Origin of the sequence: Micromonospora sp. DT228 (assembly GCF_049841595.1) — a bacterium.
Lineage (GTDB): Bacteria > Actinomycetota > Actinomycetes > Mycobacteriales > Micromonosporaceae > Micromonospora.
In genome coordinates this window covers 160203-183012 of sequence record NZ_JBNCKO010000015.1, presented here as the reverse complement: position 1 = coordinate 183012, position 22810 = coordinate 160203, and the positions used below count along the sequence as shown (strand labels likewise).

Annotated in this window: 24 protein-coding genes and 1 tRNA gene; 14 read left to right on the top strand and 11 right to left on the bottom strand. The window is 71.6% G+C overall.

Annotated elements, in window-relative coordinates; all coding sequences use genetic code 11:
* Positions 1–39 precede the first annotated feature (39 nt).
* From ACLQ29_RS26540 to ACLQ29_RS26510, 7 genes are all read left to right on the top strand, one after another.
* On the top strand, positions 40–285 hold the full coding sequence (locus ACLQ29_RS26540; protein ID WP_425774162.1) for a hypothetical protein: 246 nt from the start codon (positions 40–42) through the stop codon (positions 283–285).
* A complete protein-coding gene (locus ACLQ29_RS26535; protein WP_425774161.1) occupies positions 282–569 on the top strand; it encodes a hypothetical protein in 288 nt (95 codons plus the stop codon). The genes ACLQ29_RS26540 and ACLQ29_RS26535 overlap by 4 nt, the downstream gene beginning before the upstream one ends.
* A gap of 4 nt (positions 570–573) precedes the next feature.
* Positions 574–1722 carry a bifunctional DNA primase/polymerase gene (locus ACLQ29_RS26530; protein ID WP_425774160.1) on the top strand — a complete coding sequence of 383 codons (1149 nt, stop codon included), beginning with the start codon at positions 574–576 and terminating at the stop codon, positions 1720–1722.
* A complete protein-coding gene (locus ACLQ29_RS26525) occupies positions 1719–3317 on the top strand; it encodes a YfjI family protein (protein ID WP_425774159.1) in 1599 nt (532 codons plus the stop codon). The genes ACLQ29_RS26530 and ACLQ29_RS26525 overlap by 4 nt, the downstream gene beginning before the upstream one ends.
* A 483-nt stretch (positions 3318–3800) precedes the next feature.
* On the top strand, positions 3801–4016 hold the full coding sequence (locus tag ACLQ29_RS26520; RefSeq protein ID WP_425774158.1) for a hypothetical protein: 216 nt from the start codon (positions 3801–3803) through the stop codon (positions 4014–4016).
* Positions 4013–4213 (top strand): helix-turn-helix transcriptional regulator, encoded by a 201-nt coding sequence (locus tag ACLQ29_RS26515; protein WP_425774157.1) that lies wholly within the window; start codon positions 4013–4015, stop codon positions 4211–4213. Before ACLQ29_RS26520 ends, ACLQ29_RS26515 begins: the two co-directional genes overlap by 4 nt.
* Entirely contained in the window at positions 4210–5619 is a 1410-nt protein-coding gene (locus tag ACLQ29_RS26510) for a tyrosine-type recombinase/integrase (RefSeq protein ID WP_425774156.1), read from the top strand. The genes ACLQ29_RS26515 and ACLQ29_RS26510 overlap by 4 nt, the downstream gene beginning before the upstream one ends.
* Positions 5620–5742: 123 nt before the next feature.
* On the opposite strand, the gene ACLQ29_RS26505 is transcribed toward ACLQ29_RS26510, so the two are convergent.
* Positions 5743–5829 (bottom strand) — tRNA-Ser (locus ACLQ29_RS26505).
* Positions 5830–5991: 162 nt separating this feature from the next.
* On the opposite strand from ACLQ29_RS26505, the gene ACLQ29_RS26500 reads away from it, so the two are divergent.
* Positions 5992–6966, top strand: a complete 975-nt coding sequence (locus ACLQ29_RS26500; RefSeq protein WP_425774155.1) for an NAD(P)H-quinone oxidoreductase — start codon at positions 5992–5994, stop codon at positions 6964–6966.
* 5 nt (positions 6967–6971) lie between these two features.
* On the opposite strand, the gene soxR is transcribed toward ACLQ29_RS26500, so the two are convergent.
* Complete coding sequence (soxR, locus tag ACLQ29_RS26495; protein ID WP_425774154.1) at positions 6972–7430, bottom strand: redox-sensitive transcriptional activator SoxR; 459 nt, start codon at positions 7428–7430, stop codon at positions 6972–6974.
* Between the two features lie 47 nt (positions 7431–7477).
* Here soxR and ACLQ29_RS26490 point away from each other — a divergent pair, with 47 nt between their 5' ends.
* Both ACLQ29_RS26490 and ACLQ29_RS26485 read left to right on the top strand, forming a co-directional pair.
* A complete protein-coding gene (locus tag ACLQ29_RS26490) occupies positions 7478–8173 on the top strand; it encodes a transketolase (RefSeq protein ID WP_425774153.1) in 696 nt (231 codons plus the stop codon).
* 5 nt (positions 8174–8178) lie between these two features.
* The gene (locus tag ACLQ29_RS26485; RefSeq protein WP_425774152.1) at positions 8179–9072 is read left to right on the top strand and encodes a transketolase family protein; all 894 of its coding nucleotides are present in this window, start codon (positions 8179–8181) and stop codon (positions 9070–9072) included.
* Here the strand turns inward: ACLQ29_RS26485 and ACLQ29_RS26480 are convergent.
* Entirely contained in the window at positions 9058–9765 is a 708-nt protein-coding gene (locus tag ACLQ29_RS26480; RefSeq protein ID WP_425774151.1) for a glycosyltransferase family 2 protein, read from the bottom strand. The genes ACLQ29_RS26485 and ACLQ29_RS26480 overlap by 15 nt on opposite strands.
* Before the next feature lie 125 nt (positions 9766–9890).
* Between ACLQ29_RS26480 and ACLQ29_RS26475 the strand changes: the two genes are divergently transcribed.
* Positions 9891–12086 carry an ArnT family glycosyltransferase gene (locus ACLQ29_RS26475; protein ID WP_425774150.1) on the top strand — a complete coding sequence of 732 codons (2196 nt, stop codon included), beginning with the start codon at positions 9891–9893 and terminating at the stop codon, positions 12084–12086.
* A 139-nt stretch (positions 12087–12225) separates the two neighbouring features.
* On the top strand, positions 12226–13827 hold the full coding sequence (locus ACLQ29_RS26470; protein ID WP_425774149.1) for a ricin-type beta-trefoil lectin domain protein: 1602 nt from the start codon (positions 12226–12228) through the stop codon (positions 13825–13827).
* Positions 13828–13866: 39 nt separating this feature from the next.
* On the opposite strand, the gene ACLQ29_RS26465 is transcribed toward ACLQ29_RS26470, so the two are convergent.
* The 6 genes from ACLQ29_RS26465 to ACLQ29_RS26440 all read right to left on the bottom strand — a co-directional run bounded on the left by ACLQ29_RS26465 (position 13867) and on the right by ACLQ29_RS26440 (position 19627).
* Positions 13867–14466 carry a hypothetical protein gene (locus tag ACLQ29_RS26465; protein WP_425774148.1) on the bottom strand — a complete coding sequence of 200 codons (600 nt, stop codon included), beginning with the start codon at positions 14464–14466 and terminating at the stop codon, positions 13867–13869.
* A 55-nt stretch (positions 14467–14521) separates the two neighbouring features.
* Positions 14522–15988 (bottom strand): histidine kinase dimerization/phospho-acceptor domain-containing protein, encoded by a 1467-nt coding sequence (locus ACLQ29_RS26460; protein ID WP_425774147.1) that lies wholly within the window; start codon positions 15986–15988, stop codon positions 14522–14524.
* Positions 15981–16673 carry a response regulator transcription factor gene (locus ACLQ29_RS26455; protein ID WP_425774146.1) on the bottom strand — a complete coding sequence of 231 codons (693 nt, stop codon included), beginning with the start codon at positions 16671–16673 and terminating at the stop codon, positions 15981–15983. The genes ACLQ29_RS26460 and ACLQ29_RS26455 overlap by 8 nt, the downstream gene beginning before the upstream one ends.
* A gap of 90 nt (positions 16674–16763) precedes the next feature.
* On the bottom strand, positions 16764–17270 hold the full coding sequence (locus tag ACLQ29_RS26450; protein WP_425774182.1) for a hypothetical protein: 507 nt from the start codon (positions 17268–17270) through the stop codon (positions 16764–16766).
* Between the two features lie 111 nt (positions 17271–17381).
* Positions 17382–18398 carry an aminoglycoside phosphotransferase family protein gene (locus tag ACLQ29_RS26445; RefSeq protein ID WP_425774145.1) on the bottom strand — a complete coding sequence of 339 codons (1017 nt, stop codon included), beginning with the start codon at positions 18396–18398 and terminating at the stop codon, positions 17382–17384.
* A gap of 56 nt (positions 18399–18454) precedes the next feature.
* Complete coding sequence (locus tag ACLQ29_RS26440; protein ID WP_425774144.1) at positions 18455–19627, bottom strand: thiolase family protein; 1173 nt, start codon at positions 19625–19627, stop codon at positions 18455–18457.
* A 196-nt stretch (positions 19628–19823) separates the two neighbouring features.
* On the opposite strand from ACLQ29_RS26440, the gene ACLQ29_RS26435 reads away from it, so the two are divergent.
* Positions 19824–20249 (top strand): PH domain-containing protein, encoded by a 426-nt coding sequence (locus tag ACLQ29_RS26435; RefSeq protein ID WP_425774143.1) that lies wholly within the window; start codon positions 19824–19826, stop codon positions 20247–20249.
* 68 nt (positions 20250–20317) lie between these two features.
* Here ACLQ29_RS26435 and ACLQ29_RS26430 read toward each other — a convergent pair whose 3' ends face one another.
* Together ACLQ29_RS26430 and ACLQ29_RS26425 are read right to left on the bottom strand one after the other, a co-directional pair.
* The gene (locus tag ACLQ29_RS26430; protein ID WP_425774142.1) at positions 20318–21226 is read right to left on the bottom strand and encodes a rhomboid family intramembrane serine protease; all 909 of its coding nucleotides are present in this window, start codon (positions 21224–21226) and stop codon (positions 20318–20320) included.
* A gap of 94 nt (positions 21227–21320) precedes the next feature.
* Positions 21321–21851, bottom strand: coding sequence for a peptidylprolyl isomerase (locus tag ACLQ29_RS26425; protein WP_272614231.1), 531 nt, complete (start codon positions 21849–21851; stop codon positions 21321–21323).
* A gap of 84 nt (positions 21852–21935) precedes the next feature.
* Between ACLQ29_RS26425 and ACLQ29_RS26420 the strand changes: the two genes are divergently transcribed.
* A complete protein-coding gene (locus ACLQ29_RS26420; protein WP_425774141.1) occupies positions 21936–22712 on the top strand; it encodes a hypothetical protein in 777 nt (258 codons plus the stop codon).
* Positions 22713–22810 lie beyond the last annotated feature (98 nt).

Here is a 22810-nt window from a genome sequence, read left to right as displayed (position 1 = left end):
GGCTGCTCGCACCCTCAAAACGGCCTGTGGAGGCGTTTCGTGCTGACCATCGCCGCGCTAGCTAGCCTGACCATCCTCGGTTACGCAGCGTTCTACCTGATCATCTGCTACGCATCCCCGTTCGGCCGCTGCCGCCGCTGCAAAGGTGCCGGCCAACGCCCCGGGCTGATCATCCGCCGCCTCACCCGCGAGTGCCGCCGCTGCGCCGCCACCGGCAAACGCGTGCGCGTCGGCCGCCGACTCATCGAGCACATCCGCACCGAGTACAAGGCTGGCCAGCAGTGAACCGGCGCGCCGCCGGGCACACCGAGTGGTGCGGGATGGATCACCGCTGCAACCTCGGAGAGCACCGCTCCGAAGAGATCGTGGTCGACGTCGCCGGGCGCTCCCGCGCGGTGCTGGTGCGGGTGCGTACCGCCGCCGGGCGGGAGCACGCCGAGGTGCGCGTCAGGGTCGCGCTCGCGCCGGGCGAGGTGGCCGCGCGCCGGCAGTTGGTCGGGCTGCTCGGCGACCTGCGCGACGCGGTGACCCGGGCCGCGATCACCGCGCGGCCTCGGCCGAGGCGGTGACCCGGTGGCCGCCCGGTGGCTGGTCGCGAGCGCGGTGCTCGGTCGGCCCGTGACCGACGCCGAGGCATATCCGCACATCTGCGGCCGGCTGCTCGCCGCCGACAACGCGCGCAGCGGCCAGCCCGTCCTGCTGCGACGCCGCGACTGCGCCGCCTGTGCCCAAGGCCGACACGAACGCCAACACGGTCGACCGCAAGCCGTTCGCCTCACCACCTCACCCGCACCACCGGAGAGGACCCGCACCATGCCCGATAACCCGCTGCTCACCGCTGCGCTCGCGCACGCCGAACGCGGCTGGCACGTCTTCCCGCTACGCCCCGACGACAAGCGACCCGCATTCCCCGACCACGCTGGCGACGACTGCACCGGCCGCGACCCGCGCTGCCACGCCGCCGGGCACCACCTCGGGTGGGAGCCACGCGCCACCTGCGATCCCGACCGCATCCGCCGGGCCTGGTCGGTCCGCCCCTATGGCATCGGGTTGGCGTGCGGCCCGTCCCGGCTGGCCGTGGTCGACCTCGACACCCCGAAGGACGGCACCGCCGGTCCGACCGGGCTGGACACCCTCGTCGAGCTGGCCGCCGCACACGCTGCCGGCATCGAACCGACGTACACCGTGACCACCGGGCGGGGTGGCACCCACCTCTACTACCGCCACCCCGACGACGGGCCGGAGCTGCGCAACACGGCCGGCACGCTCGGCCCGCTGGTCGACACCCGCGCCCACGGCGGTTACGTGGTCGCGGCCGGCAGCACCGTGGCCGGACGGCCCTACCGGGTCGACCTGGATACCGATCCCGCCCCGCTGCCCGGGTGGCTGGCCGCTCTGCTGATTCCGGCGCGGCTGCCGCCGCAGCGGCCGGTGGTGGTGTCCCTGCCGACCGACCGCAGCGGCGCGTACGTCCGGGCCGCGATCACCCGGGAAGCCGACCGGGTAACCACCGCGCCGGCAGGGGAGCGCAATCGCTGCCTCTACATCGCTGCCGTGGCACTCGGGCAACTCACCGCCGGTGGGTCGCTCACTGCCGAGAACGCCGAAAGCGTGCTGGAACAAGCCGCAGCGAGGGCCGGGCTGGGCCACGTCGAGACGGCCCGCACCATCCGATCCGGGCTGGCCGCCGGCAGCAAGCGACCCCGGCAGGTGGCCGCATGAGCGCCGCACGCCTCCACCTTGTGACCGACCACCCCGACGCCACCGGCGAGCCGGCCTCGGGCGGGCCGCTATGGGATGTTCCAGTGCCCTTGACCGGGCCGAGCACCGCGCCGCCGCCGTTCCCGGTCGACGTGTTCCCCGCGTGGTTGGGCGACATGGTGACCGGCGTTGCCCGCTTCACCCAGACCGATCCGGCGATGGCCGGCACCCTCGCCGTGGCCGTGCTCTCCGCGTGTGCGGGTGGCCGGTTGGAGGTGGAGCCGGTCGGCGGGTGGCGGGAGCCGGTGAACGTGTTCGCCGCTGTGATCGCTGGCCCTGGCGAGCGGAAGTCGCCTGTTCACCGGGCGATGACCGCGCCGCTGTTCGCCGCTCAGTCGACGCTCGGCGACGCAATGCGACCGCGGATCGCCGAGGCTGCCGCGCTTCGGGATATCGCCGACCGACAGGCGGAGCAGGCCAAGGCCCAAGCGGCGAAGGCCAGCGACCCGGGCAAGCGCGACGAGGCCGCCGCCGAGGCGGTAGCGGCTGCGATCGCGGCTGAGGCGATCACCGTTCCGGGCCTGCCTCGGCTGATCGTGGATGACGCCACCCCGGAAGCCCTCATTGGGCTGATGGCCGCCAACGGCGGACGGATGGCGATCATCTCGGATGAGGGCGGGATCTTTGACACCCTCGCCGGTCGGTATTCCGGTGCCCCGAACCTTGACCCCTACCTGAAGGGGCACGCGGGGCAGCCGATGAGCAACGAACGGCAGACCCGAGAGGGTGCCTCGGTCGACAAACCCGCGTTGACCGTGTGCGTGATGGCGCAACCGACCGTGCTGCGCAAGTTCGGCGGTAACGCCGACCTCGCAGGCCGTGGTCTGCCGGCCCGGTTCCTGTTCGCCCTGCCCCGATCCCTCGCGGGGTATCGGCTGGTCGACACGGAGCCGGTGCCGGAGCAGGTGACGGCCGGCTACCGGCACCGGGTGCACGACCTGGCCGCGACCCTCGCCGAGTGGGAAGACCCCGCCGTGGTCACCCTCACCCCCGAGGCGGGGCGGGTGCGGCTGGCTGCCGCTCAGGAGGTGGAGGCGCAGCTACGGCCCGGCGGGACGCTGCACGACATGCGCGAGTGGGGCAACAAGCTCTCCGGCGCAACGCTGCGCCTGGCTGGCCTGTTGCACGTCGCCCACTACCCCGCCGACGCGTGGCGACGCACCATCGACGCCGACCGGATGACCGACGCGGTGAGGCTGGCGGAGTTCTTCGCGGCGCACTACCGGGCAGCGCTCACCACGATCGGCAGCGACGCCGCGATGGAGAACGCCCGGTACGTGCTCGGGGTGCTCACCACCAAGGGCATGACCACCTTCACCCGCCGGGAACTGCACCGCAAGGTGTCCCGCCGGCTGCCGAAGTCCGATGAGGTGTCGGCGGTGCTCGCCGAGCTGGCCGCTCTCGGGTGGGTGCGCAACGGGCCGGACGGGCGGTACGAGCTGCACCCTCGCGCCGTGGCCGAGGTGCCCGATGGCGTTGACACGTTGACAACCGCCCCCGACGCGGACGTTTCCGCAGCTCAGGGCATCCGCGAGGGTGTCAACGGGGCGCGTTGACAGGCGTTGACAGGCGTTGACAACCCGCCGCCGGTCGACCCGGTGTCAACGGGTGTCAACGCCTGTCAACGGGGGGCGTTGACACCTCGGCACTGCCTCTCACCTGCGCAAACGTGGCCGCACTGGCCGATTGTCAACGTGTCAACGCTTCCCGGCCCCTCCCGGCCCGCATTCGCCCCGCCGCCGGGTCGACCAGCACCCGAAAGCGGCCCGCTGAGAGCCGCACAGCCGGTATGGCCCTATGCCTTACACCAACCCTGCCCGGATCTTGCCCCTACGGCGTTCTCAGCGGGCCGCCCTGCGCCCTTCTGCCGCACCGCTACCCCCACCCTCCACAGGTGACCAGCGCCGACCGGAAGCCGCTCACCGCGCCACTCAGCCCCGCAAAGCACCCCGCTGAAACAGCCGCAGCGCTAGCCACCCCCGCCCGCCCGCATCTGTTTCAGCGCATCACCTCCCCGCGATCGAAGGAGGACAACCACCATGGCCCCGCCGACCGACGCCGCAACACCGGCCAGCAGCGGACAGTGCACCTTTCCCGGGCACCCCGGCCCCGCCGGACACATCCCCGCCTGCCAGCTATGCCCCGCCTCGCCGACCTACTGGCGCAACCAACTCGCCGCGAAAGATCGCGCCCAGGTCGAAGCGGTCGACGCTGGCCAGTGGAAGGCACCGACCGCCGCCGAGGTGACGCGATGACTGCCCGCCGCACCTCTACCGGGAACCTGCTCACCCTCGCCGAAGCCCTCGACGAACTACGCGTGCCCCGGTCGACCTTCTTCCGCTGGAAGGCCACCGGCCGCGCCCCCAAAACCATCAAGTACCCAAACGGCAGCCTGTACGTCCGCCGCCGCGACCTGGACAACTGGCTCAATGACCACGAAGAGGCAGCATGAGTAGCTACGAGGTACGTGTTCACGCGATTCTTGCTAATGAGCTATCAGGCAAGAAGAAGTCGTACACGGTTCGATGGAAGGTCGCTGGCCAGCCGTTTCGAAAGACCTACGCCACCCGGGCACTCGCCGAAAGCTTCCGCTCAAAGCTGGTGGTGGCACAACGCGAGGGAACGGCGTTCGATGAAAAATCCGGGCTACCGGAACCGATGGCCCGCGAGTTAAACAGCCGGAATTGGTATGACCTGGCAGTCGCGTTCGTGGATATGAAGTGGCCTCGTGCCGCAGCAACCCAGCGCAAGAGCATTGCCGACGCGCTTACGACGGTCACGCTTGCCCTGCTCGCTACGTCGCGGGGCGCACCGGACGACGCCCACATTCGCCACGCCCTCTACACATGGACCTTCAACAAGTTGCAGCGTGACTACGACAAGGGCTCACCGCCAGGGACGCTTGCGCCGGCTATCCGATGGCTCGCGGCGAACACGTTGCCGCTAAGGGAGGTGGCGAATCCTGCCACTACCCGGAAGGCGCTCGACGCACTCACGGTTCGAATCGACGGCGGCCCGGCCGCAGCAAACACCGTCGCACGAAAACGGGCCGTCTTTTACAGCGCCTTGAAGTATGCCGTTGAACTTGGCTACCTCGACGCACACCCGATGGATTTCATTCAGTGGCGAGCGCCGAAGAATACCGACCAGGTTGACCGAAAGGTAGTCGTGAATCCCGAACAAGCACGTTCCCTGCTCTCAGCAGTTCGGAACCGCGATCCGCACTTGGAAGGCTTTTTTGCCTGCATGTACTTCGCCGCGCTTCGCCCGTCCGAGGTAATCCACTTACGCGCCGACGAATGCGAACTACCCGATACCGGGTGGGGGTGGCTTCGCCTCAGCGGCTCCACACAGCAGGTGGGCGAGGATTGGAGCGACAGCGGCCAGTCGCTGGAAGACCGGGAGTTGAAGCACCGGGCAAAGAAGGCGACCCGCGACGTACCGGCCTGCCCTGAGTTAGTCCGCATCCTGCGGCACCACCTACGGGAGCACTGTCGGGATGCCAATGGGCGGATGTTCAACGCGGCCGGCGCTCGACTCGCACCCGTGTCCAAGAGCACCTATCTGCGCGCCTGGCGACAGGCACGCGCGGCAGCGCTGACACCGGCTCAGCAGCGCTCACCACTGGCGCACCGGCCCTACGACCTGCGGCACGCCGCCGTGTCGCTCTGGCTCAATGCCGGAGTGCCGGCTACCCAGGTCGCCCAATGGGCCGGACACAGCGTGCATGTGCTGTTGAAGGTCTACGCCTCGTGCATCGACGGGCAGGACGAGGCCGCTCGTAGGCGGATCGAGGGAACATTGGGCACCGAGGATGGCACCAAGCCGGCCGAAGGGCCGGAGAACGCCGACACGTAAACGACACGACCAGTGAGACACGGCGGCATCGAGCGAGACGAAGTGAGACTGATTCACTGTTGACTAGTACGCCCCCTGGCCGGCGTTCACGCTGGTCAGGGGGCGTTTTTGCTGTCCAAGGGGCGGAGGGTGTGGGATTCGAACCCACGAAGACATCGCTGCCTTACCGGTTTTCAAGACCAGCGCCATCGGCCACTAGGCGAACCCTCCTGGGCCGCCACCCGCGGGCGTACGGCCACGCACAGTCTGCCACGCCTCCCGCCGGACGGCCCGGCGTCCCTCCCCCATCGCGGTGACCAGGCCGTCCCGGCTGTCCACTGTGGGCTCGCGGTTGCGCCTGCGGCACCCGACGAGATCGGGAAGACTGGGCCCATGCGAGCCATCACCATTCCGCAGCCCGGTGGACCCGACGCGCTGGTCTGGGCCGAGGTGCCCGATCCGGAGCCCGGCCCCGACGAGGTGATCGTGGATGTGCGGGCCAGCGGGGTCAATCGCGCGGACCTGCTGCAACGGCAGGGGCACTACCCTCCGCCGGCGGGCGCGTCCGCGTACCCCGGGTTGGAATGCTCGGGGGTGATCACGGAGGTCGGGTCGGAGGTCGCCGGGTGGGCGGTCGGGCAGCAGGTGTGCGCGCTGCTGGCCGGCGGGGGGTACGCCGAGCGGGTCGCGGTCCCCGCCGGGCAGTTGCTGCCGGTGCCGGCCTGCGACCCGGTGGACGCCGGGGCGCTGCCGGAGGTGGCCTGCACGGTCTGGTCGAACCTGATCCCTGTGGGTCGGCTCGGCGCGGGTGACACGTTGCTGGTGCACGGCGGGGGCAGCGGGATCGGCACCTTCGCGGTCCAGTTCGGGGCGGCCCTAGGCGCGACAGTGCTGACCACCGCGCGGGAGGCCAAGCACTCCCGGCTGCGTGAGCTGGGCGCGGCCCACACGATCGACTACCGGGAGCAGGACTTCGTCGAGGAGGTCCGGCAGGCCACCGACGGTCGGGGCGCGGACGTCATCCTGGACATCATGGGCGCGTCCTACCTGGGCCGGAACGTCTCCGTGCTGGCCACCGGCGGCCGGCTCGTGGTGATCGGGATGCAGGGTGGGCGGAAGGCCGAGTTGGATCTCGGCGCGCTGCTCTCGAAGCGGGCGAGTGTCGCCGCGACGTCGCTGCGCTCCCGGCCGCTCGCCGAGAAGGCGGAGATCGTGCAGGGCGTACGGGACGAGGTGTGGCCGCTGATCGAGGCCGGCACGGTCCGACCGATCGTGGACCGGCGGGTGCCGATGAGCGAGGCGGCGACGGCGCATCGGCTCGTCGAGTCGAACGACCACTTCGGCAAGGTGCTGCTCACACGCGGATGAGGCCGTCAGACGGGCGTGTCGTCAGTTGGGCGGGGCAGCATCAGGCGGGCGCCCGGCCCCTCGCCGGCCAGCGCGTCACCCGGGTTGTTGAGGGTGCAGCGTTGCAGGGACAGGCAACCGCAGCCGATGCAGCCGTCCAGGTCGTCGCGGAGGTTGGTGAGCAGTCGGATCTTCTCGTCCAACCGACCCCGCCAGCTCGCGGAGAGCCGCGCCCAGTCCTGTGGGCTGGGCGTGCGGGCCTCGGGGAGCGACTCCAAGGCCGCCCGGATCTCGTCGAGCGAGACGCCGACCTGCTGGGAGATCCGGATGAAGGCGACCCGGCGCAGCTCGGCGCGGGCGTATCGGCGCTGGTTGCCGCCGGTACGGTCGGCGCGGATCAGCCCGAGTCGCTCGTAGTAGCGAAGCGCCGACGGCGCCACGCCGGAGCGGGCGGACAGCTCGCCGATCGTCAGTAGATCCTGCATCACCAGGTCCTTGAGTTGAAGTGCACTTCAAGTAACACAGTAGTGGCATGACCACAGCACTGAAAACCGACACCGGGTCCCGACTCCCCGGTCTACTCCGACGACTGACCGGCGACGAGAAGCACGCGCCCAGCGCGCACTCCACAATCGACGTGCTCCAGGTGCTCTACGACCGGGTGCTGCGGGTCACCCCGGACACCGCCGACGACCCGGAACGGGACCGGTTCCTGCTGTCCAAGGGGCACGGGCCGGCCGCCTACTACGCGGTGCTCGCCGCGCACGGTTTCATCCCGGACGCCTGGCTCGACGACCTGGCCGGGCCGCACAGCCGACTCGGCCACCACCCGGACCGGTCGCTGGTGCCCGGGGTCGAGATCGGCTCCGGCTCACTCGGCCACGGCCTCGGGCTGGCCGTCGGCACCGCCCTCGGCCTGCGGGCCCAGGGGCTGCGCACCCCCCGGGTGTACGTGCTGCTCGGCGACGCCGAACTGGACGAGGGATCCAACCACGAGGCGATCGCGTACGCGGGGGCGACCGGCCTGGAGAGCCTCACCGCGATCGTGGTCGACAACTCGTCGGCCACCCACGGCTGGTCGGGTGGCATCGCCAGCCGATTCACTGTCAACGGCTGGACCGCCGACACCGTCGACGGCCGGGACCACACCGCCCTGTACCGGGCGCTGACCGGACACCGCCCAGGGCAGCCACACCTGGTGGTCGCCCGCGTCGAGAGCAGGGGATGACAGCCATGCGTGCCGCGTTCATCGACAGCACCGCCGCGCTTCTCGACGAGGATCCGCGTACCGCGCTCGTCGTGGCCGACATCTCGGCCAGCCAGTTCGCCCCGGCCGGTCGACGGCACCCGGACCGGGTGCTCAACGTCGGCATCCGCGAGCAACTGATGATCGGGGTGGCCGGCGGGCTCGCCCTGACCGGGCTCCGCCCGATCGTGCACTCGTACGCGACGTTCCTGGTGGACCGGGCGTACGAGCAGATCAAGCTGGATCTGGACCACCAGGGCGTGGGCGCGGTCCTGGTGAGCATCGGCGCGTCCTACGACGGGTCGGCGGAGGGTCGGACGCACCAGTCGCCCGGGGACGTGGCGCTCTTCGACTCTCTCGGCGACGGCTGGACGGTGCGGGTGCCCGGCCACCCGGACGAGGTGGCGCCGCTGCTCCGGCACGCCGCGACCGGCGACCACCCGGTCTACCTGCGGCTCAGTGAGCAGCGCAACGCCGAGGCGTACCCGGACGCGGACCGGCTGCGGGTGCTGCGGCAGGGCGGGGCGGACGCGCCGCTCGTGGTGGCCGTCGGGCCGACCCTCGACGCCACGTTGGCGGCGACCGAGGCGATGGACGTGACCGTCGCGTACACCCACACGCCCCGGCCGTTCGACAGCCAGGGGCTACGGGCGCTCGCGGGGACCGAGGTGGTGCTCGTCGAGCCGTACCTGGCGGGCACGTCGAGCGCGGTCGTCAGCCGGGCGATGACGGACGTGCCGCATCGGCTGCTCGCGCTCGGGGTGGGTCAGACCGACCTGCGCCGTTATGGAAGCCCGGCCGACCACACCCGGTGGCACGGCCTGGACGCCGCCGGTCTGCGGCGGTCGATCAGCGCGTTCCTGGGCTCAACGCGCGGCTGACGTGGCGGGACGGCGGCGTGCGCGCTCGCGACCGAGGATCCAGATCGCCTCGACGCCGTCCTTCCAGGTGATCTTCTTGCCCTCTTCCCGGCCACGGGCCCGGTAGCTGATCGGCACCTCGTACGGGCGGATCCGCTGGCGCAGCAACTTGCCGGTCACCTCGGCCTCCATGCCGAAGCCGCGCGAGCGCACCTGCAGCGACCGGTAGAGCGCCACCGGCATCAGCTTGAAGCAGGTCTCCAGGTCACCGATGTACGAGTTGAACAGCACGTTGGCCGCCATCGTGACGCCCTTGTTGCCCATCACGTACCAGAAGCTGTAGGCGCTGTGGCTGCCGAAGGTGCGGTTGCCGTAGACGACTGTGGCCCGCCCGTCGAGCACCGGGTCGAGCAGCTTGGGGATGTCCTGCGGGTCGTACTCCAGGTCGGCGTCGAGGATGACCATGTAGTCGCCCGACGCGCAGTCGACAGCCGTCTTGATGGCGGCGCCCTTGCCGGCGTTGCGCTGGTGGGTGATGACCCGCAGGCGTGCGTCGTCGGCGCGACCGAGAACCTCACCGGTGCCGTCCCGGCTCCCGTCGTCGACGACGAGCAGCTCGATCTCGCACGGATAGTCCACTGCCAGTGCCTGTTTGAGGGCGTCCGCGATGCGTTCTTCCTCGTTGAAGACCGGCATGAGGATCGAAAGCTTCACGGGGATTCTCCACGGTGGCGACGACACGTCGGGCATAGCCTAACCTGGCTGGTCGGCACGACGTATGCCCCCACCGGCGGGCAGTCGACGTGGCGGTCCCAGGCCGATGGTGTTTACTTCCGGCCATGTCGGCTGCCGGCTCCCTGTTCGCGGTGGTGCCAGCCGCCGCGGTGCTCCTGCTCACCGTCGTGACGAGGCCGCGCAGGGACGCCGGGGTGGCACCGTCGCGGCTCGCCGTGGTACGTGCCGCGCTGATCAGCGGGGCGTACGCGGTGCTCGTCGTCGAGGTGCTCGGCGCGGCGCACGCGCTGACCCGACCGGCGTTCGTCACCGCCTGGCTGTTCTTCCTGCTCGCCTGCGCGACGGCGGCGTGGCTGCGCCGGCGTCGGGACGCCGTTCCCGCGCGACAGCCCGCCGCGGCGCCCCGGCCGGTATCGGTCGGCGCAGCGGTCTCCACCGGCGCCGGCGGGGAGTTGCCCGCGCCGAGCGCCGACGGCGGCCGGGCCGAGCCCGACCACCGTCCGGTCCCTGTCGGTCCGGTACGCGGTGGCCTGCTCGCCCGGGCTGTGGACACCTGGCGGACGGCGGGTCGGGGCGAGCGCCTGCTCGCCGGCACTGTCGGCGGCCTGGTCCTGGTGGAGTTGCTTGTCGCGCTGCTGGCCGAGCCGAACAACTTCGACTCGCAGACGTACCACCTGCCGAAGGTGGAGCACTGGGTGGCCCAGGGCGACCTGGACTTCTGGCCGACCGCCATCCACCGGCAGGTGACCATCCCGCCCGGAGCCGAGTACCTGCTGCTGCACCTGCGCCTGCTGACCGGCGGGGACCACCTGCACAACCTGGTGCAGTGGGCCGCCGGGGTGCTCTGCCTGCTGGTGGCCGCACGGATCACGGCGCAGCTCGGCGGCGGGCGGCGGGCTCAGTTGATCACCGTGTTCGTGCTGGCGACCACGCCGATGGTGGTGCTCCAGGCGACGAGCACGCAGACCGACCTGGTCTGTGCGGCATGGGTGGTCTGCGCGGCGACCCTGGTGCTGGACGGGCTGCGTCGGCGGACCGACTGGGGCACCCTGGTCGGGTTGGGCGCGGCCACCGGGCTGACCGCGGTGACGAAGACAAATGGCCTGATCGCCGTGGGTCCGTTGCTGGTGCTCTGGGGGTTGGCGCAGCTCCGGCTGGCCCTGGCCGCCCGGGTGCCCGCCGCCGGGGGGTCGACTGCCCGCCCGGTCGCTGGCGTGGCGCGCGTCCTCTCCGGTTCGGTGCTGGTCATCCTGGTGGCGGCCGTGGTGGTCGGCCCGTTCCTGGCTCGGGTGACGGCCGAGTTCGGGCATCCGCTGGGCCCGCCCCGGTTGCGGGAGTCGATTCCGATGGAACGGCACGATCCGCCGTCGATCCTGATCAACGCGCTGCGGATCGGGCACACCGCGTTCGACACGCCGCTGGCGCCGCTGCGTCAACTCGGCGGGGAGGCGATCATCGGCGGTGCGGAGGCGATCGGCGTCGACCCCCAGGACCGGGCGACCACCTTCGGCCGGGAGAACTTCCCGGAACCCGCCTGGTACCCGGACGAGGACCGGGTGGCGTTCCCGATCGCCGGGGCGTTGGCGTTGATCGGCGCGATAATCGCGCTGGCCCGACCGCGCCGGATCGACGGTCGGCAGGTCGGGCCGCTGCGCGCGTACGCGGTGGTGGTGCTGGCCACCGTTCTGCTGCACACCTCGATGCTCAAGTGGCAACCGTGGGGCAACCGGCTGCTGCTGTACGCGCTCGTGCTCGCCGTGCCGCTCGCCGGGCTGTGGGTGGACGCGCTCCTGCGCCGCCGGGCCGGCCGCACAACCGGCACGGACGGCGGTCGGCGGCGTTCGGTGGCCACCCTGTCGGTGGTCGCCGTGTTGGTCACGTCCGCGCTGGCCGGGACGCTCGCACTGTCGTACGGCTTCCCGCGCCGGCTCGTCGGCGCCGGCTCGGTCTTCACCACCTCGGACTGGGACACCCGGTTCCTGCGCCGCCCGCAGTGGGCCGACGAGTTCCGCTGGGCCGCGGCGGCGGTCCGGGACAGCGATGCCCGGCGGATCGGGCTGGTGGAGCAGAACGACAACTGGGAGTACCCGTGGTGGTTGGCGCTGCGCCAGCCGGACGGCCGCTCGCCGGAGCTGGTGTCGTTGCAGTCGGTCCTGCCGAAACGGCCGCCGGCCGACCCCACCTCGGTGGACGCGATCGTCTGCACCGGCAGTCGGCCGGCCTGCGCCAAGCTGGTTCCGGCCGGTTGGCGGTTGGAGTTTCGCGGCTACGTCGGTTACGCGCTGCCACCCGGCCGCTGACCCGCGCCCGGATCGTCCGATCCGGGCGGTTCTGCAGCCCGCGCGCAAGGATCCGAGGCGCATTCACATCCATTGATCCGCACGTTACCGTCTGGTAACTCGGTCGACGTCCCGCGACTGAGCCGAAAGGAGTGCGTCGATGCCTGCAATCCCCGCCAGGCCCGAACGCGCGACCCGACGACGGGTCAGCACCGTCGTCGTCGCCGTCGCTGCTCTCGTCCTACCGATGCTCGCCGGACCGGCCACCCCCGCCACCGCCGCCGACCGGCCGGCCGTCCAGCCGCTCCCCGCCAACCTCGAAGCCGTCCGGGCCGCCGAGGCCACCGCCCTCTATGGCAGCCCCGCGATCCGTCCGATCGAGCAACGCCGCACCGCCCTGATCACCATGGGCGACAGCGAGATCTCCGGCGAGGGCGTCGGCAACTACGTCCCCGGCACCCACCAGGACGGCAACTGGTGCGACCGCTCGTACGACCAGGCGGTCTTCCGGACCGGCATCCCGTCGGACGCGCAGTACAACCTGGCCTGTTCCGGCGCCACCCCGTGGAACCTCGTCGCCGGTGGACCGACCCAGCACAACGAGCTGAACCAGGGCGACTACCTGGGCATCAAGGCGCGCAACACACACGTGAAGCTGATCTGGGTGGTGGTCGGCGCGAACGGCGACGGCACCATCCAGTTCGGCCCGGTCGCCACCGACTGCGCCGTCCGTCGGGTCCTCTTCCAGGGGCCCTGCTACCCCACCTACACCGACCAGTGGACGATCCGCACCGACGGCAGCCGGCAGGCCGTGACCGAGGCGCTCACCGACATCCGGCAGACCATGACCGACGCCGGCTACCTGCGCTCGGACTACGAGCTGGTACTCATGTCGTACCCGAGCCCGGGTAGCCCGGACGTGGAGGACAACCCGAACTTCCCCGGCTGGTACTCCGGTGGCTGCCTGCTCTACCTGGCCGACGCGGCGTTCGCCCGGAACAAGGCCGTGCCGATGTTCGAGTCGGCGCTGCGGTCGGCCGCCGCGACCACCGGCACCCGATACCTGGACGCCAGCCGACTCTTCCACGGCCACGAGGTGTGCACCGACAACACCTCGGTCCGTGGCCTCTTCATCGAGGTGGGGATCTGGAACGAGAACGCCGCCCGGCAGTCGTTCCACCCCAACGCTCGTGGGCACGGCATGTTCGCCCAGTGCATCACCCAGTTCTGGAACTCCGGGCAGGAGCGGGCCAGCTGCGTCGACCCGGCCAGCACCGGCAGCGGCGTGCTCCACCCCGGGCTGCTGGAGTTCAAGCAACTGCGCAACCTGGCCACCGGCACCTGCGTCGACGGCCGGGGATACGACTCCCGCAACGGCACCGTGCAGCAGCCGCACGCCTGCCACGGTGGGCGTAACCAGGGCTTCTGGTACGACTCGACCCGGCGGTCGCTGCACTCGGAACTGTCCCACGACCGCTGCCTGGACGTCGCCAACAGCTCGATGACCTCGGGCACGGCGGTCAACATCTACGACTGCAACGGCACCGCCGCGCAGCAGTTCGTCTTCGCCGGCAACCAGCTCAGGCCGGCGGCGGCGAGCAACCTCTGCGTGGCGTTCGACAACCCGTTGCTGGGCAGCTCCCGCCTGCGGTTGGCGAGTTGTTCCAGCAGCACCCGGCAGCAGTGGTCGTTCGAGGCCCGTACCGCCGCCAACCCGGTCGGCTACGGTCACGACGACTTCATCGGCTCCCGCGTCTACTGACGGAACGAGGGGCCCCCGAGTCGATCGGGGGCCCCTCGTTCACTTGGCGCGGGGGACGAGGATCAGCCGGGCCACGCTCTTGTCGCCGTCCTTCGCACCGGCGACACCGACAGTCGTGCCGACCTTCACCTCGCTCGGCTGCACCGTGGCCCGGCGCTCGACGACCCGCAGGTCGTCGCCGAAGGTCCAGGTCATGGTGAAGCCGTCGGTGGACTTGACGGTCATCGAGTCGCCGTCGACAGCCGTCACCTCGCCGCGCTGCACGGCGACTGTCCGCGTACCGCTGTCCTTCCCCTTCACCACCGCCTCACCGTGCAGCGTGTTCTTGCGCAGCAGCACGCGGGCCTGGCGGCGCTTGCGCCACTCCTCGCCGCGCTTCTCCCGGGCCTTCTCCTTGGCCGTGGGGGAGGCGCCCGGCGTCGGGGTGGCCGGCGCGGCCACGGTCAGCACGTCCAGGTCGTCGGCGTCGAAGCCCATCGCGGCCAGCGCCTGACCCTCCACGCCCAGCGCGGCGGCGACCTCGACGGCGGCCTCCCGGGCGGGTTGGCTGGCCACCTCGGCCGCACCGCAGCCGGTGACGCCGAGCGTGACCGCCGCGAGCAGTGCCGTGGCGCCGGTGGCGAATCCCCAACGTGGCATGACGTTCCCTTCGTCCGTGGAGCCCTCAGCATCCCGGCCGAGGACGAGCGGAGCGTCAGGCCGATGTTCGAGTCAGGTAAGGATCACCGGGCAGCCGGACCGTGAAGGCCGCCCCGCCCTCCGGCGCGTGGCCCGCGGCGATCTCCCCGCCCAGCCGACGGACCAGGCCGGCGGCCAGCGCCAACCCCAGTCCACTGCCCACCTTGCGCACCCCCCGGTAACGCTCGTGCAGCGCACCGCGTTCGAACGCCACCGCCAGGTCGTCGTCGGTGAAGCCGGGCCCGCCGTCGCGGACCTCCAGCTCACCGCCGGAGGCCGGGTCCGCGCCGGCCGGCCGGACCGCGAGCACCACGGGCGACCCCGGGGGTACGACCCGCAGCGCGTTCTCCAGCAACCCGTCCAGCACCTGCCGGATCCGCCCCGGATCGGTGTACGCGGGCACCGGCCGACCGGGCGTCTCCAACCGGAACGGGACCCCCACCGCCGCGCACCGAGCGGCCCAGGTCGGCTCCGCGCCCACGGCCAACCCGGTCAGGTCCACCGGCACGGGTTCGAGCGGGAAGTCGGCGGCCTCCAACCGGGCCAGCGCCAGCAGGTCGCCGATCAGCCGGTCCAGGTGTTGGGCCTCGGTCAGCATCGTCCGACCGGTGTCGACGGTGTCGTCCGCGCCGAGCACCCCGTCGGCGAGCGCCTCGGCGTACCCCCGGATCGCGGTCAGCGGGGTGCGCAGTTCGTGCGAGACGGACAGCAGGAACTCCCGTTGCCGCCCCTCACTGGTGGCCAGTGCGGCGGCCAGACCGTTAAACGCCTCGGCCAGGTCGGCGACCTCGTCCGGTGACTCGACGGGTATCCGGACCGCGCGGTCGCCGGCGCGGAGCCGGGCGGCGGCGGTGGCGGCGACGCGGATCGGCCGGGCCAGCCGGCGGGCCAGCAGCAGCCCGGCCACCACACCGGCGGCCAATCCGGCCAGCAGCGGCATCCAGAGGCTGAGCAGCACCCTTGCCCACAGCCCGTTCGACGCGCCTCGGGAGAGCACCACCCCGTTGCCGTTGGGTAGCGCCCGGCCTTCGACAAGGGCACGCTCGCCGTTGACGACGCGCCGCACCGACACGTTGCGGCCCTGGCCGATCCGTTGCACCACCCGGGGCGGCAGGCCCGGCCGGTCGACCGCCCCGTGCCGGATCAGGTACGCGTCGATGCCCTGGTTGCGTAGCTGCTGGATGATCCGCTCCTCGTCGGCGGTGCGCCCCCGGTCCAGGCGGGTCCGCAGCACCTCGGCGGCGAGCCGGGCCTGCGCGGCGAGCGCGTCCTGATCGCGTCGCTCCGCGCCGCGAATCGCCAACGGCACCGCCACGATCGCGGTGACGAGCACCGACACCAGCGCGACCGCGCAGGTGACGAGCACCGCGCGGGCGGTCAGGGTGCGGCCGAAGCGGCCTCGTCGGGGCGCGGCGGGCGCGCCGGCGCCGACCACCGGCAGGGTCATGGTCGGCGACTCGACGGGCGCGGGCTGGTCAGGCATCGACCGCGTACCCGACGCCACGGTGGGTCCGGATGACGCTGGCCGGGCCGAGTTTCGCCCGTACCTGGGCGACGTGCACGTCCACCGTGCGGGTGCCGGCGTGCGCCGCGTAACCCCAGACCCCGGCCAGCAACTCATCCCGGGTGAAGACCCGGCCGGGCCGGGCCATCAGGTGGGCCAGCAGGTCGAACTCGGTGGAGGTGAGCTGCACCGCAGTGCCCGCGACGGTGACCGTGCGGCGGCCCGGGTCGAGCGTCACCGGGCCGACGACGCGCGGCCGGTCCGCGCCCGCCGGGCCGCCGGCGGCCCGGCGCAGCACCGCGCGTACCCGGGCGACCAACTCCCGAGGGCTGAACGGCTTGGTGACGTAGTCGTCGGCGCCCAACTCCAGGCCGACGATCCGATCCACCTCGTCGTCCCGGGCGGTGAGGAAGATGACCGGGGTCCAGTCGCCGGCCTCGCGTAGCCGGCGGCAGATCTCGGTGCCGGGGAGGCCCGGCAACGCGATGTCCAGGACGCAGGCCACCGGGCGTAACCGGCGAGCCGCGTGCAGGCCGGCCTCGCCGTCGCGTTCCAGGTGGACGCCGAACCCGTCCCGGGCGAGGTAGAGCCGGACCAGGTCGGCGATGGCCGGCTCGTCCTCGACCACGAGGACGAGCCCGCGGTGCGGCGGTTCGACGGTCACCGGCCCATGATTGCCGACGGCGAACGCTCCGGACGATCGTTGTGTGTTCGAGTTCGGTAAAGGTGCGGCAAGGGCCGGTCCGGTGTCAGCTCACCAGGACGGGGCGAACAACCCGGGCCGTGTTACGGCCGGCGCGTCGCCGATGCTGGCGACGACCCGCGCGCCGGGCGGCCGCAGGCGGGTCCGGAACGCCTGGTTGAGCAGCGCGTCGAGCTGCCAGACCTGCTTCGGGTGGCTGGTGCGGATCAGGAACCGCTCACGGATCCCGTCGATCGCGGTGGCCGCCATCTCGACCGAGTGCAGTCGGGGATCGGGGCTCCAGGTGACGTTGCTCAGCTCGCGTAGCTCGGTGTTGAGGTGCAGACGCAGTCGGTGCAGCAGCCGGGTCTGCTGGGTCACCACGAGCCGACGATGGGTGAGCAGAAGCAGGTAGTCGCCGGTGACCGGACGGTCGGGGCGGCTGCAGCGGGTGACCAGGATGGTGGCGTCACCGGAGCCGACACAGCGCCGGAAGACCGGCATGTGCCGGCTCACGGTCTGCACGGCCAGGCCAGCCTCGGCGGCGGCCGGAAGGAACGTTCGGGAGAAGACGTCCATGACCTGCCCAACGACCACCCCGACGAGGTGACGTGGGTCACGATGGCTTTTTGGAAGTTCCATGCCGAGGGTCGCACTGGCTGTCCGATTTCCGACGTGGACGGATCATGGTCAGCAATCAGGCCGAAGCGGACTGGCGGAGAACAGCTCCGCCAACCAACCGGGGACCGCGTCGGCGTACTCGGCGCGGGACGCGTCGACGGTGTCCAGGGCGCGACGCCAGGACAGCGACCGGCTCACCGCGCCCAGGTTTATCGCGAGGTCGACGGCCTCGACGAGGGTCCCGCGGTCGTACCGGTCCGTCCACGCCTCCAGGTAGGCGTCCCGCAACCGAGCCAACCGGGCGTCGTCGGCCGCCAACTCCGTGGCGTACCGGATGGAACGCAGGGTCACCAGCAACGTGCCGAACGGGTGCGCCACCGAGGCGTCGCCCCAGTCGAAGTAGCGGTAGCCGTCCGGGCCCGCGAAGACGTTGCCGTCGTGCAGGTCGTCGTGTTGCACGGTGGCCGGGATGCCGAGGTCGGCGAGCCGCCGGCACCGCTCGGCGTACGACGGCAGCTCCGCCCACAGCCGCTCGTGCAGGTCCGGGCTGAGACCACCCTCGGCGCCGATCAACAGCGACCCGCGATCGTCGAGCAGTTCGGCGAGCAGCCCGGCCAGCACCTCGGGACGGTGGTCCGGCACACCCAGGGCGACCAACTCGTCGGCGCGCGGCGCGGTGGCCAGTTGGAGCGCCGCGTACCCGGGCAGGGCCCGCTCCCAGTGGGCCAGATCGGGGTCACGCGCCAACACGTCGCGCAACGACTCACCGCCGTCGGGCAACAGCGACCAGCCCTGCGCCGCGTCCACCGCGATCGGGGTCAGCACCCGTTCCGGCGTCAGCCCGGCGAGCGTCGCGATCAGCACCGCCTCGTGCACAGTGCCCCGGTTGTTGGCCTTGAACCAGACCGGGCCGTCGTCGGTCGGCACCCGCCAGACCAACGACCACGGGCGCACCCGCGGCTGCACCGGCCCGGTCACCCGACGGCCGACGCGGCCCAACTGCGCGTCGACCCAGGACCGGGCCCGTACCTGCCACTGCTCGCTGGACCGGTCGGGGACACGCGCACCCGCGATCGTCGTCGTCACGCTGGGCACCATAGGCGGCCCTCCCGGGCCGGGCGAGGCGTTTTCCGCCCGCACCCTCAGACCAGCTCGACGATCGTCGCGTTGGCCATGCCGCCGCCCTCGCACATGGTCTGCAGGCCGTACCGAATCCCGTTGTCCCGCATGTGCGCAAGCATGGTGGTCATGATCCGGGCGCCGGAACCGCCGAGCGGGTGACCGAGGGCGATCGCCCCACCGCGCGGGTTGAGCCGCTCCGGGTCCGCCTCGGTCTCGGCCAGCCACGCCAGCGGCACCGACGCGAACGCCTCGTTCACCTCGTACACCCCGATCTCCTCGATGCCCAGCCCCGCGCGGCGCAGCGCCTTCGCGGTGGCCGGGATGGGTGCGGTGAGCATGGCGACCGGGTCGTCGGCGGCGACCACGGCGGTGTGGATCCGGGCCAGCGGGCGCAGGCCGTGTCGGCTGGCCCACTCGGAGGTGGTCACCGCGAGGGCCGCGGCGCCGTCGGAGATCTGGGACGCGGAACCGGCGGTCACCACGCCGTCGGCGCGGAACGGGGTGGCCAGCTCACCCAGCTTCTCCAGGGAGGTCTCCCGGCGGATGCCCTCGTCGGCGGCGAACTTGCCACCGTCGGCGAGCGGCACCAGGGTCAGCTCCGGGTCGAACGCGCCGGCGTCCTGCGCGGCGGCCGCCTTCTCGTGGCTGGCCAGCGCGAACTCGTCCAGTTGGGTACGCGAGAGGCGCCACCGTTGGGCGATCAGCTCGGCCCCGACCCCCTGGTTGAACGGCAGCGGCGCGTCGTCGGCGAAGCCCTCGACACCCCGGTACCGGGCGCGTAGCTGGTCACTGAACGGCATGCCGCCGGCCACGCTGGAGCCCATCGGCACCCGGGTCATCGACTCGACGCCGCCGGCGACCACCAGGTCGGCCTGGCCGGAGAGCACCGTCGCGGCGGCGAAGTGCAGGGCCTGCTGGCTGGAGCCGCACTGCCGGTCCAGGGTGGTGCCGGGGACCGTCTCGGGCCAGCCGGCGGCGAGTACGGCGTTGCGGGCGATGTTCCAGGACTGCTCGCCGACCTGGGACACGCAGCCCCAGAAGACGTCGTCGACCTGGACCGGGTCGATCCCGGTGCGCTCGGCGAGGGCGCGCAGCACGTGCGCGGAGAGGTCAACCGGGTGGACGCCGGCGAGGCTGCCCCGCCGCCGTCCGACCGGGGTCCGCACCGCGCCGACGATGACCGCGTCACTCATGTTTACTCCCCGGTAACGTGGGCTGTCCCGATCCTACGTCGTCCGTGGACCGACTGATTGCCCCCGGGCTTGCTCTCCCTCTACCGACACGCCGGTGCGCGCCCGCGCCGGTGGCGCCGGGCGCGAGCACAGAGGCCGGCACTCGGGGGCCGGGTCGGCACTGCCGGGAGCCGGCAGCCGCTGGCATGCTGAGCGGGTGGATGAGATCTCCCCGGTCCGGCAGTGGCGAGTGTCGGCGAGCCTACCGGCGGCGAAGCTGGCCGGTGCCGTCCTGCTTGTCGCGCTCGGGCTGCTCTTCGCCGACGACGACCCGGTGCGGTTGGTGCTTGCCGTCCTGGCCGCCGCCGCGCTGGTCGCCTGGGCGGTACGCGACCTGATCGCACCGGTCCGATTGGCTGTGGATCCGGCGGGACTCACAGTCATCCGCGGGTTCGCCGGTCGCCAACTGCTGCCCTGGCCCGCGATCGAGGCGATCACCGTGGACCGGCGACCGCGACTGGGGCTCACGTCCGAGGTCCTGGAGATCGACGCGGGCGAGTCACTGCACCTCTTCGGCCGATACGACCTGGGCACCGACCCGGAAGAGGTCGCCGTCGCGCTACGCGCCGCCCGCCGCTCCTGACACCTTGAGATCTTGGAAGGAAACCGCCCCTGGAGGGGCACCTTCCTTCCAAGATCTCGATCGAGAGGTCAGCCGAGCAGGACGGCAGTGCGGACGAGGACCAGAGCGAGCAGGACCAGCAGGATGATCGCACCGCCCACGACCTGCACCAACGTGCGTCGACCACGTGGCGCGTACGCGAGCACAAGCGCCATCAACGCACCGACCACCAGGCCACCGAAGTGCCCGGGGACCGAGATGCCCTGCACGGTAAGCGTGAACACCACGTTGATCACCAGGATCGGAATGATCTGGGAGATGTCCCGGCCCAGCCTGCGCTCGATGATGATCAGCGCGGCGAAGAGCCCGAAGGTCGCCACCGACGCGCCGGCCGTGGCCGCGTTCTGTTCGCTGAACGCGTAGGCCGCGACGTTGCCGCCGAGACCCGCCAACAGATAGAGAGCGCCGAAGCGCAGCGGCCCGAGGTTGGCCTCCAACGACCGGCCGAGCACCCACAGCGACCACATGTTGACCAGCAGATGGAGCACGCCGTAGTGCAGGAACATCGCGGTCAGCAGACGGTAGTAGTCGCCGTCGGCGATGCCGTCCGGGAGATAGCCGGGCAGCGAGAGGCCGTACACCGCCCCCCAGGCGGTGAGCGGGGTGCCGTCGCCCATCAGCCCACCGAAGCCGGAGCCGCCCGCCACCGCCTTGAGGCTTCCGGCGGAGGCCACGGAGAGCAGGAAGAACAGCACGTTCAGGGCGATGAGCCCCTTGGTGACATAGCCGTGCCGGCCGGCCGTACCGCCACCGAAGGCGGTACGCGCCGGCCGGACACTGCGGCGCCCCTGGTCGACGCACTCCGGGCACTGGTGCCCGACGGACGCCTCCCGCATGCAGTCCGGGCAGATCGGCCGGTCGCAGCGGGTGCACCTGACGTAGGTCTCCCGGCCGGGGTGCCGGTAGCAGACCGGGGTGGTCGGCGGAGACTCGCTCACCGGGCCGACCCTCCGTCCGCCATCGCACAGTCCACCGGCGTCGGCGGTGCTCCGGAGCGCTCAATCATGCGAGCAAAGGTACCTCGCCCGTCGGTCAGGAGGCAGACCGCTCAATCTCGACCCGCTCGATGACGACGTCCTGGAGCGGACGGTCGCTCGGGCCGGTCGGGGTGCTGGCGATCGAATCGACGATCTTCACCGACTGCTCGTCGGCGACCTGGCCGAAGATCGTGTGCCGGTTGTTCAGGTGCGGCGTCGGGGACACGGTGATGAAGAACTGCGAACCGTTGGTGCCCGGTCCGGCGTTCGCCATCGCCAGCAGGTAGGGCCGGTCGAAGCGCAGCTCCGGGTGGAACTCGTCGGCGAACTTGTAGCCCGGTCCGCCCCGGCCGGTGCCGGTCGGGTCGCCCATCTGGACCATGAAACCGCTGATCACCCGGTGCGAGATGGTGCCGTCGTAGTACGGCCCACTGCCCGGCTGACCGGTACGCGGGTCGGTGTACTCACGGTTGCCCTCGGCCAGGTCGACGAAGTTGCGGACGGTCTTCGGCGCGTGGTTGGGGAAGAGCTCCAGCCGGATCGGGCCAGCGTTGGTGTGCAGGGTGGCGTAGACAGCCTCGGCCACGGGTACTCCTCACTTGTTGGTCAGTTCCATGCGGATCCTCCCATGTGCCCGATCTGGCATCGCGGAGGCATCCGTTGGTGGAGGATGACGAAGGAACAACTCCCAGGAGGTAGGACCGTGTTTGGATTCGGGCGGCGTAAGTCCCAGGGGCAGTTGGCAAAGGCCGAACTGAACCAGAGCATCAGCCACCTGATGCAGGCAGCCAACCACGCCGCGAAGGGTGCCGGCGCGACAGTCGGTCCGCGGGTCCAGGTGGCCCGGGGCTACGTCGGGCCGGCTGCCGCGAGGGTTCGCGACCAGGCGTCGACCGGCTGGGGGACGACACTCACCACGCTGGCACCGCTGGCCGCGGCGGCCCGTGACGGCGCCGCGCAGGCAGGGCCGCTGACCAGGAAGGCCAAGTCGAAGACCATGCGGATCACCGGTAAGAAGAAGCAGCCGCGCCGTCGCGGCTCGATGATGACCGGCCTGCTGGCCGCGGGTGTCGTCGCCGGCCTGGCCGGCGCAGTGGCGTTGCGCCGCCGCCGGGAGCAGCAGGAGTGGGCCGAGTACGACCCGACCCGCAACCTCGACCCGATGCGCGACGAGGTCGACTCGATCGAGGTGCGCACGCCGTCCACCCCCAAGGGGACCGACGGGGCGGCCATGACCGGCGCGGCCGGGATGACCGGCGCCGGCAGCTCGGCGGTGGCCAGCGGCCCCAGCGCGAGCACCACCGGCCCGGCCAAGCAGACGAGCGTCCGGCCGACGGACAAGGTCCCGTCGGTCGCCGAGGGCGCCACGGACGTCTCCGGTCGGCCGACCGACGACCTCACCAAGGCGCTGGGCAAGGACACCGCCCGCACCAACGGCCGCCGCTGACCCCACGACAGCGCATCCGGCGCCGGTGAGCGGGCTGCCCCCGTTCGCCGGCGCTTCGGCGTGGATCAGCGCGCCACGCGCCTCGCGGCGGGCCGCCG